Source organism: Natronolimnohabitans sp. A-GB9, assembly GCF_030848565.1.
Taxonomy (GTDB): Archaea; Halobacteriota; Halobacteria; order Halobacteriales; family Natrialbaceae; genus Natronolimnohabitans.
Genome location: NZ_JAVDDV010000002.1, coordinates 180,678 through 196,174 on the forward strand (window position 1 = coordinate 180,678; position 15,497 = coordinate 196,174).

The 15,497-nt window shown below is 64.0% G+C and carries 12 protein-coding genes; 6 read left to right on the forward strand and 6 right to left on the reverse strand.

The window, feature by feature from the left end; translation table 11 throughout:
• The first annotated feature begins 160 nt into the window (after positions 1-160).
• Positions 161-1,228 carry an mRNA surveillance protein pelota gene (locus RBH26_RS03330; RefSeq protein ID WP_306756533.1) on the forward strand — a complete coding sequence of 356 codons (1,068 nt, stop codon included), beginning with the start codon at positions 161-163 and terminating at the stop codon, positions 1,226-1,228.
• Between the two features lie 23 nt (positions 1,229-1,251).
• On the opposite strand, the gene RBH26_RS03335 is transcribed toward RBH26_RS03330, so the two are convergent.
• The 5 genes from RBH26_RS03335 to RBH26_RS03355 all read right to left on the reverse strand — a co-directional run bounded on the left by RBH26_RS03335 (position 1,252) and on the right by RBH26_RS03355 (position 8,051).
• Entirely contained in the window at positions 1,252-1,575 is a 324-nt protein-coding gene (locus RBH26_RS03335; RefSeq protein ID WP_306756534.1) for a hypothetical protein, read from the reverse strand.
• Between the two features lie 96 nt (positions 1,576-1,671).
• Positions 1,672-2,418, reverse strand: a complete 747-nt coding sequence (locus RBH26_RS03340) for a helix-turn-helix domain-containing protein (protein ID WP_306756538.1) — start codon at positions 2,416-2,418, stop codon at positions 1,672-1,674.
• Entirely contained in the window at positions 2,415-5,915 is a 3,501-nt protein-coding gene (locus tag RBH26_RS03345; RefSeq protein ID WP_306756540.1) for an MMPL family transporter, read from the reverse strand. Before RBH26_RS03345 ends, RBH26_RS03340 begins: the two co-directional genes overlap by 4 nt.
• Positions 5,916-6,277: 362 nt before the next feature.
• Positions 6,278-7,012: an MBL fold metallo-hydrolase gene (locus RBH26_RS03350; RefSeq protein ID WP_306756541.1), complete on the reverse strand. Its 735-nt coding sequence runs from the start codon at positions 7,010-7,012 to the stop codon at positions 6,278-6,280.
• Positions 7,013-7,142: 130 nt separating this feature from the next.
• Complete coding sequence (locus RBH26_RS03355) at positions 7,143-8,051, reverse strand: hypothetical protein (RefSeq protein WP_306756543.1); 909 nt, start codon at positions 8,049-8,051, stop codon at positions 7,143-7,145.
• A gap of 270 nt (positions 8,052-8,321) precedes the next feature.
• Here RBH26_RS03355 and RBH26_RS03360 point away from each other — a divergent pair, with 270 nt between their 5' ends.
• From RBH26_RS03360 to RBH26_RS03375, 4 genes are all read left to right on the forward strand, one after another.
• Complete coding sequence (locus RBH26_RS03360; RefSeq protein WP_306756544.1) at positions 8,322-8,576, forward strand: hypothetical protein; 255 nt, start codon at positions 8,322-8,324, stop codon at positions 8,574-8,576.
• Between the two features lie 196 nt (positions 8,577-8,772).
• Positions 8,773-11,526 (forward strand): ATP-dependent helicase, encoded by a 2,754-nt coding sequence (locus RBH26_RS03365; protein WP_306756545.1) that lies wholly within the window; start codon positions 8,773-8,775, stop codon positions 11,524-11,526.
• Positions 11,527-11,553: 27 nt separating this feature from the next.
• Complete coding sequence (locus RBH26_RS03370) at positions 11,554-11,718, forward strand: hypothetical protein (protein ID WP_306756546.1); 165 nt, start codon at positions 11,554-11,556, stop codon at positions 11,716-11,718.
• The gene (locus tag RBH26_RS03375; protein ID WP_306756547.1) at positions 11,711-12,235 is read left to right on the forward strand and encodes a winged helix-turn-helix domain-containing protein; all 525 of its coding nucleotides are present in this window, start codon (positions 11,711-11,713) and stop codon (positions 12,233-12,235) included. Before RBH26_RS03370 ends, RBH26_RS03375 begins: the two co-directional genes overlap by 8 nt.
• A 167-nt stretch (positions 12,236-12,402) precedes the next feature.
• On the opposite strand, the gene RBH26_RS03380 is transcribed toward RBH26_RS03375, so the two are convergent.
• Positions 12,403-13,764 carry a flavin monoamine oxidase family protein gene (locus tag RBH26_RS03380; RefSeq protein ID WP_306756548.1) on the reverse strand — a complete coding sequence of 454 codons (1,362 nt, stop codon included), beginning with the start codon at positions 13,762-13,764 and terminating at the stop codon, positions 12,403-12,405.
• Positions 13,765-14,116: 352 nt separating this feature from the next.
• Here RBH26_RS03380 and RBH26_RS03385 point away from each other — a divergent pair, with 352 nt between their 5' ends.
• Complete coding sequence (locus RBH26_RS03385; protein ID WP_306756947.1) at positions 14,117-15,436, forward strand: MFS transporter; 1,320 nt, start codon at positions 14,117-14,119, stop codon at positions 15,434-15,436.
• Positions 15,437-15,497: the final 61 nt, after the last annotated feature.

Below are 15,497 nucleotides of genomic sequence, written 5' to 3' on the forward strand. Positions count from 1 at the left end.
ATACAACGCGCCCCTAACTATGCCACACTGTACCAAACGTGACTGTGGCGCGAGCCGATACGAACGCCGAGCGAATCCGTCGACCACGCGGGACTCGTTCGAGTCGCTCCTCGCTCGAGGGATCGCAGCCCACTTACCGACACCCCGCGAAACCTCGCGCATGCAGATCAAAGACCGGGAGCAGGTCGAGGGCGGGCGCGAACGGGTGACCGTCGTCCCCGAGAGCGTCGACGACCTCTGGCATTTGCAGTACGTCCTCGAGCCCGGCGACCGCGTCGCGGGTGATACGACCCGGCGGATCCAGCGCAACGACGACCAGATGCGTGATACGGGCGGCGAACGCGAACACATGTGGGTCGCCATCGCCGTCGAGGACATCGAGTTCCACAAGTTCGCCAACCGTCTTCGAGTGGGAGGCGAGATCGTCGCCTGCTCGCGCGAGGACCAGCTGGGCTTTCACCACACCCTGAACGTCGAGGAACGCGACGAGATCTCGATCGAGAAACGGTTCAAACCGGACCAGGAGGCCCGCCTCGAGGAGGCCGAAGAAGCGACCGAGAACCCGGACGTCGCCATCGCGACCGTCGAGGAGGGCCAGGCCCACGTCCACACGGTCGCCCAGTACGGTACCGAAGAGCGAGCGACGATCACCGGCCCCACCGGAAAGGGCGAGTACGCCCGCGAGCGCTCGGAGCTCTTCTCGGAACTCGCCGACGTCTTAAAACGCCAGGACGCCGACGCGGTCATCCTCGCCGGTCCTGGCTTTACGAAACAGGACGCCTACAAGCACCTCGAGGAAGCGGTGCCCGAAGTCGCCGAGAAGGTGACCATGGTCGACACCGCAAGCGTCGGCGACCGCGGTGTCCACGAGGTACTCAAACGCGGTGCCGTCGCCGACGTCCAACAGGAGACCCGCATCGAAAGCGAGGCCGAGTACATCGACGAACTCACCGCCCGCATCGCCGAGGGTGCGAAAGCGGCCTACGGTCCCGAGGAAGTCCAGAAGGCCGCCGAGTTCGGCGCGATCGACGAACTGCTGATCCTCGACGACCGCCTCCGGAAGGAACGCGGTCCCGAGGGCGAGTGGGACGTCGACGTCAACGAGATCGTCCGCACGACAGAACAGAAAGGCGGCGACGTGACGGTGTTCTCGAGCGAGTTCCCGCCCGGCCAGCAGCTCTCCAATCTCGGTGGCATCGCGGCGCTGTTACGGTACCGACTCGAGTGATCGAGACGGGTTCCACGCTCGAGCTATCGGGGTCGGTCTTCGAGTCGCTTCCGGAGTTTGTACTCCTTCTGGATGATATCGGCACCGAGCGCGGTCAGCAGTGCCAGCGGCCAGAAGACCAGCAGCGTCAATCCGATTCCGACCGCGGGCGGGATCACGTCGGTCGCGGCGAATCGAAGGAGCCAGTAGCAAACGCCCGTCGAGACGAGCGAGATCACCGTCGGAACGATCATGGCTCGGTACGGCGATGGCCGTCGAAGACACCACCTGACGATCGGCTCGAGTGGCGTGTTTCGAATCGACAGCAGCCACGATCGCCCTTTGTACACGTCGCGATGGTCGACCATACGCGCCCTACGAAGGCCACCCGATATCCGATGACTGCTTGCAACCGCCAGACGACTCGCCTGCGCTGATCGAAGGCGACACGGATCGAAATCGCGTTATAGCTGGTCGCTGGCCTCGATCAACTGGATCAGGACGGAGGCAAACAGCGAACCGGAGCTCCAGATCGCCGTCTCGCTCCCGTCGTCGTCGACGACGCTCAACAGGATGCTGTCGTCGTCGACGACGACGATCCGACCCGAACGGTCGTCGCTGGTCCGATAAGACGGCGGCGCCTCGACCGCGACGCCGTCGACGGTCTCGAATCGCTCTCGAACCGCCTCGCTCCGGCTGATCACGGTGGCCGACACGCCAGCTGTAGCTCGTGTTTCGAGCGCCTCTACGGTGGCTTCCGTGACGAGCTCCGGCAGTCGCGTCCCGAAGACGATCCGTTCGTCGGCCCGCGAGAGCAGGTCGACGACGCGGTTATCGATCCGCTCGCGGCCCCTGACCGTCCAGATGTCTTCCTGAGTTTCTTCCGACGACGACTCCTGTTTGACGGTGTCGACGTAGTCGAACGCTCGCTCCTGCTCGCGTTCGAATCGGTTCCGGAGCGTCTCCTGGGCCTCGTCGATGCTGACCGGCCGATAGCGGATCGGACTCGACTGCTGCACCTCGAGGAGCCCGCGTTCCTCTAGGCTCTCGGCGACGCTGTAGACCTGCGAGCGAGGGACGTCTGTCACGTTGGCGACGTCACGTGCGGTGCCGGAACCGAGCTGGTGTAGGGCAATGAATACCTTGGCCTCGTAGCTGGTGAGCCCGAGTCGCTCGAACGCGTCGACGGCCTCGCTTTCGTCGTCGGTCACGGCGTGTCGCCTCCTCGTGACTCTCTTTCATCGTCGTCGGTGTCGGTTTCGGTCTCGATACCACCGTCGCTGGCGGTCGGCGCTCCGACGGACGCCCCCGGGCTGGCAAAGGAGACGTCGGGGCCGAAGTACCGCGTCCAGAGGATCAACAGCGTCGGCAGGACGATCACGCTCGCGATAAACGAGTACGTGATCGTCAGCCCGGTGATGATCCCGAACTGCTGGAGCGCCGGGAAGATCGCGAACGCGAGCGTCCCGAAGCCGCCGACGGTCGTCGCAGCGCTGCCAAGCAGCGCACCGCCGGTTCCGGTCACGGTCGTGTACATCGCTGACCAGGCGTTACCCTGGCGCTCGAGTTCGAGGGTGTAGCGGGCGCTGACGTGGATACTGTAGGCGACCCCGAGTCCGATGGTGAGACTCGTGATCATCCCCGTCAACACGTTAAACGGCATACCGAGCAGATACATCGTCCCCAGGATCCAGCTGACCGCGAACGCGACGGGTAGCAGCGTAACCGTCCCGAGAGTCGCGCTGTTGCCGGTCAGCCAGTAGGCCGCCGTCAGGAAGGTGAAGACGGCTACGAGCGTGACCAGCAGGCTCTGGAGCACCGTCTCGAGCAGGTCCTGTTCGACGATGTGGTTGACGATCGGATCGCCGGTCGCGATCGCGTTCAGTTCGCCCTCACCCGCGTCTACGTTGCGTTCGTCACCGGTTCCACTGGCGTCGAGGGTCCCGGCGATCTCGCGCAGTTCGTCGGTCACCTCGTCGAAGCTAGCGTCACCTTGCACGCCGACGGTCAGCAGGACCGACTCGTACTCGCCGTCGTCCGTGCGATGGATGACGCTGCTCGCTTCCGCTTCGTTGACCTCGAACAGTTCGTCGTACAGCGTCTCGAGGTTCTGATCCGGAACGTCGTCGTCGTTCAGCGTCTCCTGATAGGTCTCGTTGAACGACTCGTTCTCTGCGGCGGTTGTTTCCATCACCGATAGCGGTCCCTGGACGTCGGCCTCGCCGTTCGGGAGGGTGTAGACGACGTCACCCTCGGCGGCCTCCTCTTGGGCCGCCGAGAGCTCTTGTAAGGTGTCGTCGTCTGTAATATCACCCTCTACCAGTATCTGTGTCTGGGTGTCCTCTCGCTGGAAGTTCTCGTTGACGAACTCGAGGTCGTCGGCAGCCTGATACTCACCGGGGGACATCCCGCCTGGGAGGTGTTCCGTCCACGCGGGCGGACTCTCGGCGAGGAAGTCCTCCTCCTCGAAACTGGTGTCGACCTGGCTCGCGCCGTAGACGCCGCCGGCGGTCAACAGAAGCGCAGCGACGATGACCACGAGCGGGATCCGTCGGGCCGCAGTCGAGCCGATCGTGAGGACACTGGTAAAGCGTCCCTCGCCGGTGCCAAACGCACGCTTGCGACGGCTCCACCCGTAGGACTCGAGCAGCGAGTCGAGTTCGACTTTGAGCGCGGGGATTAGTCCGCCAAAGATGACGAGGGCGGCGACGATCCCGACGGCGCTGACGATCCCGAACTCCTGGATGGGCCCAATGGGGCTGACGAGGTTCGCGAGGAAGCCGATGGCGGTCGTCGCCGTCACCCAGACGAGCGCGACGCCGACGCCGGCCAGTGCGACCGCCATCGAGCCGCGAACGGTACCGGTGACATCGTCAGTCTCGCGTTGCTCCCGGTGGCGCATGAAGACGTGAATCGCGTAGTCGATCGAGAGCCCGATCAGTAACACGGGCACTGCGATCATCATCTGGTTGAACGCGATTCCGGCCCAGCCCATGAAGCCGAACGTCCAGACTAAGACGCCGACGATCCCGAGGATGCCAAGCGCGATATCGAGTGGATCGCGGTAGGCGACCGACAGGGCGATGACGACGAACAGCAGGGCGAGCGGGCCGACGATCCCGAGGCTGTCTCCCATCGAGCGATCGATCTCGTCGGTGATGATGCCGGCACCGAAGATCAGATACTCCTGATCGTCCTCGCTCGCGAGCTCGCGGAGGTCGAGCTGGCTGTCGAGAGCCGGATCGGTCTCACCACCCATCATGTCGCCAGCGTCCGTCTGCTGAGTGAGCATCGTCATCCGCGCGTCGGCATCGGTCGAACCGGGATCGTAGTCAGTCGGCATGAAGCCGAGCGCGGCCGCTTCGCCGTTCTCGTCCTCCGAGAGCGTGTCCACCAAGACGTCTTCGAACTCCTCGTCGTCTAACTCTTCGAGCGCCGCGATCTGCTCCTCGAGGGTCGGATCGAGGTCTTCGAGTTCGTTTTGCCGTTCCTCGAGGTCCTCGCCTCGTTGCTCGAGCGCTTCGGACGCATCCTCGAGTTCGGCCTGGTCTTCTTCGAGTTCGTCACCTCGTTGCTCGAGGTCCCCGCCCGCAGCCTCGAGCTCTTCACCTCGTTGCTCGAGCGCTTCGAACTCGTCGGCAAAGACGCCCATCGTACCGAGTTCGAAGGCCTCCTCGAAGGCCGCCTCGAGCTCGATGGACTCGATCTGCTCGAGGTCGGACTGGAGGTCCCGCACGTCTTCGGCGGTGGCTTCGAAGGCGTCCTGTTGTGGGCCTTCCAGACCGGCGTCGTCACCAGCCACCAGCCAGAGATCCTGGAAGGCCTGGTCGTTTGCACCTTCTGCTTCGAGCTGCCGGGTTTCAGTTAGCGCCTCGGTGAGGATCACCTGGCTCTCCGGATCGTCGGTGATCTCGGGAACCTGCTCGTAAGCGGCCTCTAACTCGACCAGCGTTCGAATCGATTCAGTCGCCAGAGAGAAGGTCTCTGCCTGTTCTTGATCGAGATCGGCATCGTCGATCGCTTCGGTTTGTACCTCCTGAATCTCCGCTTCGATCGCTGCCTGACCTTGCTCGTCGCCGGCAGCCTCGGCCTCGAGGTACTCGCCTTGCAACGCCATCGTTTCGTTCAGCGCTTCCTCGAGCACTGCGGTTCGTTCCTCGAGTTCGGCCTGCTCTGCCTCGAGTTCGGCCCGTTCTTCCTCGAGTTCCTCGGCATCGGCCTCGATAGCCTCACCGCGTTCCTCGAGTTCCTCGGCCTCGGCCTCGAGTTCGGCCTGTTCTTCCTCGAGCTCCTCGGCCTCGGCTTCGATCTCGTCGACCTCCGCTTCGGTGATCGCGGTGATCGCGACGATGTTCTCGACGCCCGTTATCGGATCGTCCTCGACGAGCGTGTCGGTTACCGACTCGTTCGCGTTGATTTCCTGTTGGAACTCGAGTGAACCGACAAGCGACTCCTGTGTGAGGACGTTATCGCCCCTGGCTATCAGTTGGACTGTTGTGGTGTTTTCGTCCTCCTCGACGACGAAGCGATCGTCGACGTCCTCGAGTGCCTCGGCTTCCGGCGACTCGCTTTCGAACTGATCGAGCGACGAGTCGTCGTCGACCATCGGCATCCCGGCACCGACAAGCGCCGTCGTCAACAGGAGTACAACGATGACGATCCGTGACCGTCCGGCAACGACGTCGGCGACGCGATTCGGGACGCTCATCGACTCCCCTCCTCGAAAACCGGCGGCAGCTCTTGGGGGACCATTCTGTTGTTATGATCCTACAAACTGTATCCATATACCTGTTCGGATAGGCACACTGAATGTGTACTACTGACACGGTGCCACCCGCTGCCAACCGGTGTGACGGTCGCCTATCCCGGTGCGCTGGCACTGCCACAGGCAGGTCGTGGGGTCGGTGGCATTGCCCGGTCTCCTGTCGTCACTGATTACCATTCGCCGATCCCAACCCTGGTGGGGCTCGCCCCCCGCGGGGCATCGGTACAGCAGCTCATATGGCGGACGGCAGTCCTATTGTGTGCCGTCGGAACAATCAGAAAAGAAGCCTGTCGCGGTCAGTTCGACTACTCGACCGTGATCGTCTTGAGATCCTCGGCGAATCGGACGTCGCCGTCGTAGTGGGCACCGATCGACTCGAGCATCTCCTCGTGGTGACCGTCGGTATGGGGATAGAGGTGAGTTAAGTAGACCCGACCGATCTCACGGCCGGCCAGCGCTTTCCCGAGCGTCTCGGGGGTCGGATGGTTCGAGACGTCGACGTCGTCAGGGAACGAACAGTCGTGGGCCAGAATCGCCGACCCCTCCGCGAAGTTCGCCAGACCGGCGAAGGCCTCGCTGTCGCCACTGTAGGTAAACAGGTCGCCGAAGCGGTAGGCCAGACACGGCAGCGAGTGACGCGTCTCGTAGGCCGAAACGTCGAATCCAGCGACGGTGAATTCGCCGGGGACGACCTCCCGGACCTGCAGGTCCAGTTTCCCTTGCATGTACTCGTGGACCGAGAGGAGGTCGTCGAGCAAGGACTTCGTCCCCTGTGGCCCGACGACCTCGAGGTGGTCCTCGCCGGCGAGCCAGCGAGCTTTCATCAGCGGGAGCAGGTCTGCGATGTGGTCGAGGTGGTGGTGGGTCAACAGGACCGTCGAGACGTTCTCGTAGCCGACGCCGGACTGCTGGAGCCGGTGGAGGACGCCCGACCCGCAGTCGACCAGGAGCGTTCGGCCGTCGTCCTGGACGAGGATTCCCGTCTGGAACCGCTCGCCGGTCGGCATCGCGCTGCCGCTTCCGAGAAAGGTAACACGCATACTACTGACTGACACAGGCCGCTCCGATAAGTGTAGTCTTCTCGCGGACGCCCGATGACGTTCGATCACCGGCGGAGTCAGTTCGAAGACTGCCCGCAGGACGGTTCGCACTCGCCGAGTCGACTGCGGGCTACCCGTCTCGATCTGGTCTGGCCTGAGCGCGGACGGCTCGCTCGTTTGGGTTGTACAGAAATCGATCGTACGTCCCGCGGTACGATCCTAACAGGGGCTCACCGCTGGTCGTGTCGATCCCGAGCGTCCGTGGTCGACCCTCCGTCTCGTACTCGTCGGCGGTATCGTTCGGATCGTAGACGGCGAACGTCACGGCGGTCTCGGTAGCCTCATAATCGTAGAGAAGAACGTAGTGTCCCTGGAGTACGTCCTCGCCGGTCAGCGTCACGCCTGCCGTCCCGTGCGTATCGAGTGCAACACGAAGCTCGCGGGCCTGTTCGCGGTAGTCGATCCATCTCGGATCGAGAAGCGGCCACCGCGCTGCCCACGAGTCGGCGTCGAGAAACTGGCTCCGGTGGAGTCGCTCGATATCGTTGCGTACGGGCGCCGTGTCTTCGTCCTCGAGTGGCTCGTTCACGTGGGTGATCTCGCTCACCGACGCGTGATCGATGGGAACGGCGTCCGGCACTTCGGCGTACCACTGCGCCGCTCCTGCGATGCCGTAACAGTTCCCCTTGGTTCCAAACAGCTTCTCCGCGTTCGCATAGAGCGTGCTCACGAACGCCCCGCCGAGGAGTTCGGAAACGTCGGTCGTCGAGAGGGGTGGCCCCGTTCGCGCGATTTCGTTCTGGCCGGCGGTGAGAAACGTCCGAACGTCGCTCTCGGAGACGAACTCGGACGGATCGACGGCCGTCAATGGCGTGGCGTAGTTGTCGAACCCGAACCCATCGACGACCGGCTCGAAATCCGACCCCGGTCCCGTCCCCGACGGTGACGACCGCAGCTTCCGCGCCGCGACCGCACCGACGGCTACTCCGGCCGGAACTGCAAGCCCGCGGAGCAGATCGCGACGCGTACGTCGGGTCATCTGCTGTGGAAGGTCGGGTCGTCCGGGCGAACGCTCGACACGCCGATTCGTACCACCGGAATTCAGTATAGACGTCATCCCTGCGATCGCCGGCACCGCGGATCCGGCCTCGACAGTCCCGCTTACAGCGGATGTCGACCATTCGTGGTGACTCGGTCACGTACCTTCGACTGATACTGCCGGACAGCACGATCCGACGATCGTTCCCGCGCTGTCGGAATTGGGAGGGGTTTTTCGGTTTCGGGGACCGAACGTCCTAGCAGAAGATCTGTGTCATACCTCGAGTACTACGACAAACTCCTGCTCGCAATCATCGGGAGTCTCATGCTCGGGATCGCAGTCGGCGTCGCGACGTCGATTGCGTTCACCACCGGTATCGCCGTCGGGGCAGCGCTCGCGACGGTGTTCGTCTACGAGGCGATGTTCCGCAACCCGCCGCTGCCGCCGTCGGCTTCGGGACGGGCCGTTGCCGCCGTCGGTTGGCACGCATTTCTCGCCGTCGTTCTCGTCGCTGCCGCGGTCTGATACGGCGACGCCGCAACTCCGCCGACGCGTTGCATCTGCCGGACAGAACTATTCACCGTCGGTCGCACTCCTGCGGCCGTTGCCGCCGGTGGCGGCCGCGAATTCGCGACCGACGGCTCACTGACTGCTGTCCGACAGTATCACTTTCGCTCCGGTGGCCAAACCCTCTTATCTGCCGGCCACCGAGACGACGACGATGAACGGGACCGACGGCCTCGAGTTGCCGGTCGACGACGACGCCCTCCCCTTCGATCCCGACGCCGTCACGGTCGAAGACGGCGACGTCTTCGAACTGCTCGAGCCCGCGGTCCAGGAGTGGTGGCTCGAGGCGTTTGGCGAGTACGTCCCCGAGAACGGGGGCTTTTTTACGCCGCCACAGCGGGGTGCGATCCCGAACGTCTACGACGGCGAGAACACGCTGATCTGTGCGCCGACTGGCAGTGGGAAGACACAAGCGAGCTTCTGTGCGATCATCAACGAACTCTACAGACGTGACCGGGAGGCAGAAGACGGCCTCGAGAACGCCGTCTACTGTCTCTACGTCTCCCCACTCAAATCCCTCGCCAACGACATCCACCGCAACCTCGAGGTGCCACTCGAGGGAATCGAATCGATCGTCGACACACGAGACGGTGAGCCGGCGATGGGTGAGATCCGCCACGCGATCCGTCACGGCGACACCGACGACAGCGAGCGCCAGCGGATGCTCGAGGAGACGCCCCACATCCTCAACACGACGCCCGAAACCCTCGCGATCTTGCTGAACTCGCCGAAGTTCCGCGAGAAGCTCCGGACCGTCGAGTACGTCATCGTCGACGAGATCCACTCGCTGGCCGCTGGAAAACGGGGGACCCACCTGTCGGTGAGCCTCGAGCGCCTCGAGGCGATGGTCGACCACGACATCACCAGAATCGGCTGTTCGGCGACGGTCGAGCCGCTCGAGGAGGTCGCCGAGTTCCTCGTCGGCCGTAAGGAACCCGGTGGTTCGTCACGGGGGTACGACGTCGTCGACGCCCGCTTCGCCCGCGAGTTCGATATCGAACTCGAGTGTCCGACCGACGACCTGATCAACACATCTCGGGACGTCGTGCAAGATCGGTTCTATCGGATGCTCCACGACCACATTCAGGACCACACCAACACGATCGTGTTCACCAACACGCGTTCGGGTGCCGAGCGGGTTTTGCACAACCTCCGGGAACGGTTCGACGCCTACGACGAGGATAACTCGGGCTGTCACCACGGCAGCCTCTCGAAGGAGGTCAGACAGGATATCGAGCAGCGACTCAAAGCGGGACGCCTCGACGTCGTGACTTCCTCGACGAGCCTCGAGCTGGGGATCGACATGCCCCACGTCGACCTCGTCGTGCAGGTTGGCTCGCCGAAGTCCGTCGCTGCCTTGCTCCAGCGCGTCGGGCGAGCGGGCCACCGCGTCGGCCAGACGGTCACGGGCCGAGTCGTCGCCCTCGATCGGGACGAGCTGCTCGAGTGTGCCGTGATGCTGAAGAAAGCCGAGGAGGGGTTCGTCGACTCGGTCTCGATCCCGGAAAACGCCCAGGACGTCGCCGCCCAGCACGTCTACGGGATGGCCATCGCCGAGATCCGCCCGGAGTCGGACGTGACGGGGATCCTCCGGCGAGCCTACCCCTACCGGAACTACTCCGACGAGAAGTGGGAGTCGCTCTGTCGGTATCTCACCGCCGAGTACGCGGGCCTCGAGGAGAAAAACGTCTACGCGAAGATCTGGCGCGACGAGAACGATCCGCCCGACGGCGAGCACCACCACGAGGCGTTTCCCGTCGGCGAGCCCCTGATCGGCAAACGCGGCCGGCTGGCGCGGGTGATCTACATGACCAACATCGGGACGATCCCCGACTCCTTTAGTTGCGACGTCTACACGCGCGCCGGCGACGAGTGGGTCGGACAACTCGACGAGGACTACCTCGATACCGTAGAGAAAGGTGACGTCTTCGTGCTGGGCGGCGATCACTTCGAGTATCGCTACCGTCGCGGCTCGAAGGTGTACGTCGACCGGACGAGCGCACGGCCTACGGTTCCCTCCTGGTACTCCGAGCGCCTGCCGCTGTCGTACGACCTGGGCCGTGAGATCCTCCGGTTCCAGGGCGAACTGCTCGAGCGCTACGACGCGGGTGGCCCGCCGCGGGTCCGTGCGTGGCTCAGAGAGTTCCCGTTAGACGACGACAGCGTGCGGGCGATCGCGCGGCTGTTCGAACACCAGCTCCGGTATGCGGGCCCCGAGAGCGTCAGCACCGACGCGCGGCTGGCGATCGAGGTCGTCCGCGACCACGAGGAGTACGAACGCCACTACTACGTCCACTCGGCGTACGGCCGGAAGCTAAACGACGGGTTCTCCAGGCTGCTCGCCTATCGCTGCGCCCAGGCGGCGACCGCCAACGTCCGCGTCGCCGTCGCGGACAACGGCTTCGTGCTCTCGATGCCGCTGAATCGGAAGGTCGACCTCGAGGGGATCGTCGACGGCCTCTCCGCCGACGCCGTTCGCGAGGATCTCCGGGCGGCCATCTCTGGGACGGACCTCCTCCAGCGGTACTTCCGGATCAACGCGACTCGGTCGTTGATGATCCTCAAACGCTACAAGGGCTACGAGAAATCGGCCAGCGAACAGCAGGTCTCGAGTGAGATGCTACTCGGGTTCGCAGAGGAGTTAGACGAGTTCGCGGTCATCGAGGAGACCTACCGCGAGATTCTCGAGGACAAACTCAACGTCGCCGAACTCGAAGCGATCGTCGACGCGATCGACACCGGAGCGATCACGGTCGAGCGCCACCTCCTCGATTCGCCGACGCCACGAGCCTTCGGTCTGGCGACGCTGTCGGCCAGCGACGTCGTCCTCGCGGAAGACGAAAGTGAAGCCCTCCAGGCGTTTCACGAGCACGTCCTCGAGGAGATCGGCGACGATCCCCCAAACTGACTTGATAGTAGACGCGAAACTGGGAGTATGATACTGGTACGGACGCTCGAACGGGAGTGGAGCGACCGCTGGCAGTCCGGCACCGACCGCTCGACACACCGACGGCGGTCCGCCGACCGATCCGAACGCGGCCGTTCGAACGCCCGCGGAGCGCGACCGACGCCCTTCCAGACCGACCGGAACGATGACTGACGACGAGCGACCGAACTGGGACTTCAAGGACCGCGATATCGCCATCCTGTGTGAACTCTCGAGGGATCCACAGCTCTCCTCCAGGGAGTTGACGGACGTCCTCGAATCGGAGTACGGGATCGACGTCTCACACGTCACCGTCAGTGAGTCGATCCGCCGGATGCGCGACGAGGGCGTCTTCCGGGAAGCGATCATCCCCAACGAGGAGTACTACACGTTCGCGCTGTTCGAGTTCAAGTTCAACACCGAACACTTCGACGAGGGGTGGCGAGACGCGATGGAGTCGATCCGAGACGACAAGCACACCCTGTTTTTCTTCCTCGCAGACGGGGAGTACCAGTGGAAAACCGTCATGATGTTCCCCGATCTCGAGGCGATCTCGAGGTGGATCCACGACTGCTACAAGAACCACGGCGACGTCATCGAGAACATCCGTAACTCGTCGGTCCACAAGGTGCTCAAGTTCCAGACGGACCCACAGATTTACGAGGATCTCGGTGAGGAACACGGCGAGTGATACTGCCGGACAGCACGATTCACCGATCGGTCGCGCGACTGCGGCCGTCCCAACGGGTGACGGCCGCAGTCGCGCGACCGACGTTTCATTGACTACTGTCCGGTAGTATGAGAATTACCCCCAAGGCGAGACCGGACGTATCGGCAGTCGTCGATCCGAACTCGACGTCACGGAAGCCGATCGCGAACCGCGCTCGCGGCTCGCTCGCCGGAGCGGATCGCCCCCTCCATGTATCCACGCCACTCGAGTGCTGTCTCCGAACCAGCCCAATGAATCGGGCCGACGGGGTCAGAGAGAGCCTGGCTGCCGTTAGTCAGGGCACCCGGCGCCATCGCAGCGTTGTAACCGCCCGCCGACCACGGCGTTTTGGTCCATCGCTTGTCGACGTACTCGAGCGGGTCGCCGGCGCGTGGGCCAAAGTACTGGGATAGCTCCTCGAGGATGCGTTGACGGCGATCGTCGAGGCTCCGATCGCTCCACTCGAGGGCAGGGGCGCCGGCGACGAATCCGACGAGGATGCCACACGATTCGTCCGGCGGGGTCGCGTCGGCGACCTCCTCGATCACACCGTCGTCGGCGAGTACTGACCCGGAGTAGCCATCGGCCCGCCAGAACGGCTCGTCGTACACCGCGAACCACTTGAGTACCGACCCCATCGGCGTTCGTTGCGTGAGCCACTCTCGACGCGCCGGGAGCGCCGGTTCGTAGTCGATCCTGCCGGCCAGCGTCGGCGAAACCGTAACGATGGCATACGAGCCGGTGGCGGTTCCGTCCTCGGTACTGACGGTCACGTCGTCGCCGCTCCAGTCGATCGCCGTCACCGGTTCGGCCAGCCGAACTCGACCGTCGAGGTCGTCGGCCAGGCGCCGTGAGAGCTGTTGGGTGCCGCCGCGAAGCCGGGACGCCTCCGTCTCGCGGTCCCCGTCCACGAGACCCTCGAGTCCGCCCCCAGCGTTGACAGCCGCGAGGAAATACAGCAGTGAAATCTCGGCCGGTTCGACGGTGAATTCGGCGCGGACGAACGCCTCGAACGCTCGTCGTGCGGTGTCCGTATCGAGTGTCTCCCGAAGCCAGGACTCGAGCGTCGTCGCGTCCCAGACATCGGCGTTTGGGGCGTCGGCGGGAGATTCGAGTGGCACCCGTCGGCGGAGCGTTTCGATTCGGTCGACCGCTGCTACCAGATCCGTCTCCGCCTCGTCGGGAAGGGCACGGAACGGCGACTCGTCCTCGAAAACCGTCCCCGAAACCGCGAGCTGGGCCGTTCCCGAATCGTACTGCGAGACCAACTCGAGATCGAACTCCTCGACGAGTTCGAGTACCCGGTCGTGTTCGGCACCGACCCATTGAGCGCCGAGGTCGATCCGTTCTCCGTTCGAAAGCGTGTGCTCGGCCGTCCGTCCACCGACGCGATCGCGTGCCTCGAGGACGGTCACGTCGTAGCCCGCCGTTTCGAGCGCTCGAGCCGCCGTCAGGCCTGCCAGTCCAGCGCCGACGACGACGGTGTCTATTGTCGTGTGGGTCGTAGTCATCGTCTCACCACCCGATCAGCAAAGGGGTTCGGCGTGACGCTTCGCTTCCGGCGCCGATGAAGGCTTTGGTTCCGATTCAGAATCGCACATCTCAGCACGCACAGGGACCTTAACCTTCGAGTCGTAAAGTCATGGGATAGAATGATTCCAGAGTTCTGACTACATCACGCAGAGTTTCGCACGTTCTCCCAAACCCTTTTCAGCGACTCTGACTAACTGGTTAGTTAGATGCAGTCCGGAGTGACGACGGGGCCACGAACCCCGAGGCCGACCGACCGACGGCGTATCGCGGATCGAACGACAGCCCTGACCCGCTGGAGGCAGTGAACACGTGGGTTCGGGAACGAATCTCATCCGACGGTGGCAAGGCGCCACGAGCGGCGCAGACGGGAATCGAACGGTAGTAATCGCTGCGGTCATCGTGAGCACGTTTTTCGTCGGGTTCGGGGGCGGCGTCATCTTCCCGATCCTGCCGAATCTGGGGGTCGTGCTCGGCATTTCGCCGTTTCTCGTCGGTCTGATCCTCAGCGCCAACCGGTTCTCCCGGTTGGTCGCGAACGCGCCGGCAGGCGTCCTGGTCGACCGCGTCGGAACGCGGAAACCGTTCGTCGTCGGAATGGTCGTCCAGGGGGTCGCGACGTTTGGCTACGTCGTCGCCATCGTCGCTGCCAGACCCGAGCTGTGGTTTCTCCCCGACGTCCCCGAAGCCTGGTTTCTCGGCTCGCGGGTCGTCTGGGGCGTCGGGAGCGCAGCCGTCTTCGCGACGGCGTATACGATCGCATCGGACGTCAGCGACGGGAGTTCCCGGGGCGCGAGCATGGGCCTCATCCGTGGCGGCGTACTCTTTGGCTTCCCGAGTGGCGTCGTCATCGGCGGGATCATCAGCGAGTTCGCGGGCACAGTGTCGGCGTTCGTCGTCGCGACGGTGTTCGCCGCCCTCGCGAGCGTGATCGCCTACGCGACGATTCCGGAGACTCACGTCGATGGCGACGAACACCGGTCGGTCTCGGTGTTGGACGTCGACACGAGCGTGCCCGCACTGACCGTCGGTCTGGTGAACTTCGCGGTGTTGTTCGCCTACATCGGCGCACTGTTCGCGACGCTCGTGCTCTTTCTCGAGCACAACGATCTCGGCGTCTTCGGCTTCGACGCACAGGCGTCGTCGGGGATCTTCATGGCCCTGACTGTCGTCTCGGCAGGGATCTTCATGTTCCTCGGCGGCTACGTCAGCGACCGGACGGAGTCGCGGGTTCCGACCCTCCTCGTCTTCCTGGGAACGACGTTCGTCGGCTTCGTCTTGTTCGCGATGGCCGACTCGATCGCGACGCTTGCGATCGCCTGTCTCCTGGTCGGAGCCGGACAGGGCGGGACGAGCGGTCCGTTGATGGCCTTGCTCGCCGACCTCACGCCCGACGAGCGCGTCGGCCGGGCCGTCGGCACGAACAACGTTCTCGGCGATATCGGCGGCGGCCTCGGACCGATCGTCTCGCTGCCGCTCGTCGAACTGGTTGGCTTTCAGCCCATCTACGTCGCGTGTGCCGTCCTCCCCGTCGTCGCCGGTGGCATTCTCCTCGCCGGAATCCACCGGGAAACCGGCCAGTTCCTCCCGAACGTGTCCGTCCTCGAGGACTCGAGCGCCGCCTCGAGCCAACTCTCGGACCACGCCGACTGATCGACGCGGTCTCGGGTCGAGCGAACACGTCTTCAAACGCGACGTGCGTCGTCTCCGGTTT

Coding starts and splice junctions, on each gene's coding strand:
- RBH26_RS03330 (WP_306756533.1), top strand. CDS start 161: ATGCAGATCAAAGACCGGGAGCAGGTCGAGGGCGGGCGCGAACGGGTG.
- RBH26_RS03335 (WP_306756534.1), bottom strand. CDS start 1,575: ATGGTCGACCATCGCGACGTGTACAAAGGGCGATCGTGGCTGCTGTCG.
- RBH26_RS03345 (WP_306756540.1), bottom strand. CDS start 5,915: ATGAGCGTCCCGAATCGCGTCGCCGACGTCGTTGCCGGACGGTCACGG.
- RBH26_RS03350 (WP_306756541.1), bottom strand. CDS start 7,012: ATGCGTGTTACCTTTCTCGGAAGCGGCAGCGCGATGCCGACCGGCGAG.
- RBH26_RS03355 (WP_306756543.1), bottom strand. CDS start 8,051: ATGACCCGACGTACGCGTCGCGATCTGCTCCGCGGGCTTGCAGTTCCG.
- RBH26_RS03365 (WP_306756545.1), top strand. CDS start 8,773: ATGAACGGGACCGACGGCCTCGAGTTGCCGGTCGACGACGACGCCCTC.
- RBH26_RS03370 (WP_306756546.1), top strand. CDS start 11,554: ATGATACTGGTACGGACGCTCGAACGGGAGTGGAGCGACCGCTGGCAG.
- RBH26_RS03375 (WP_306756547.1), top strand. CDS start 11,711: ATGACTGACGACGAGCGACCGAACTGGGACTTCAAGGACCGCGATATC.
- RBH26_RS03380 (WP_306756548.1), bottom strand. CDS start 13,764: ATGACTACGACCCACACGACAATAGACACCGTCGTCGTCGGCGCTGGA.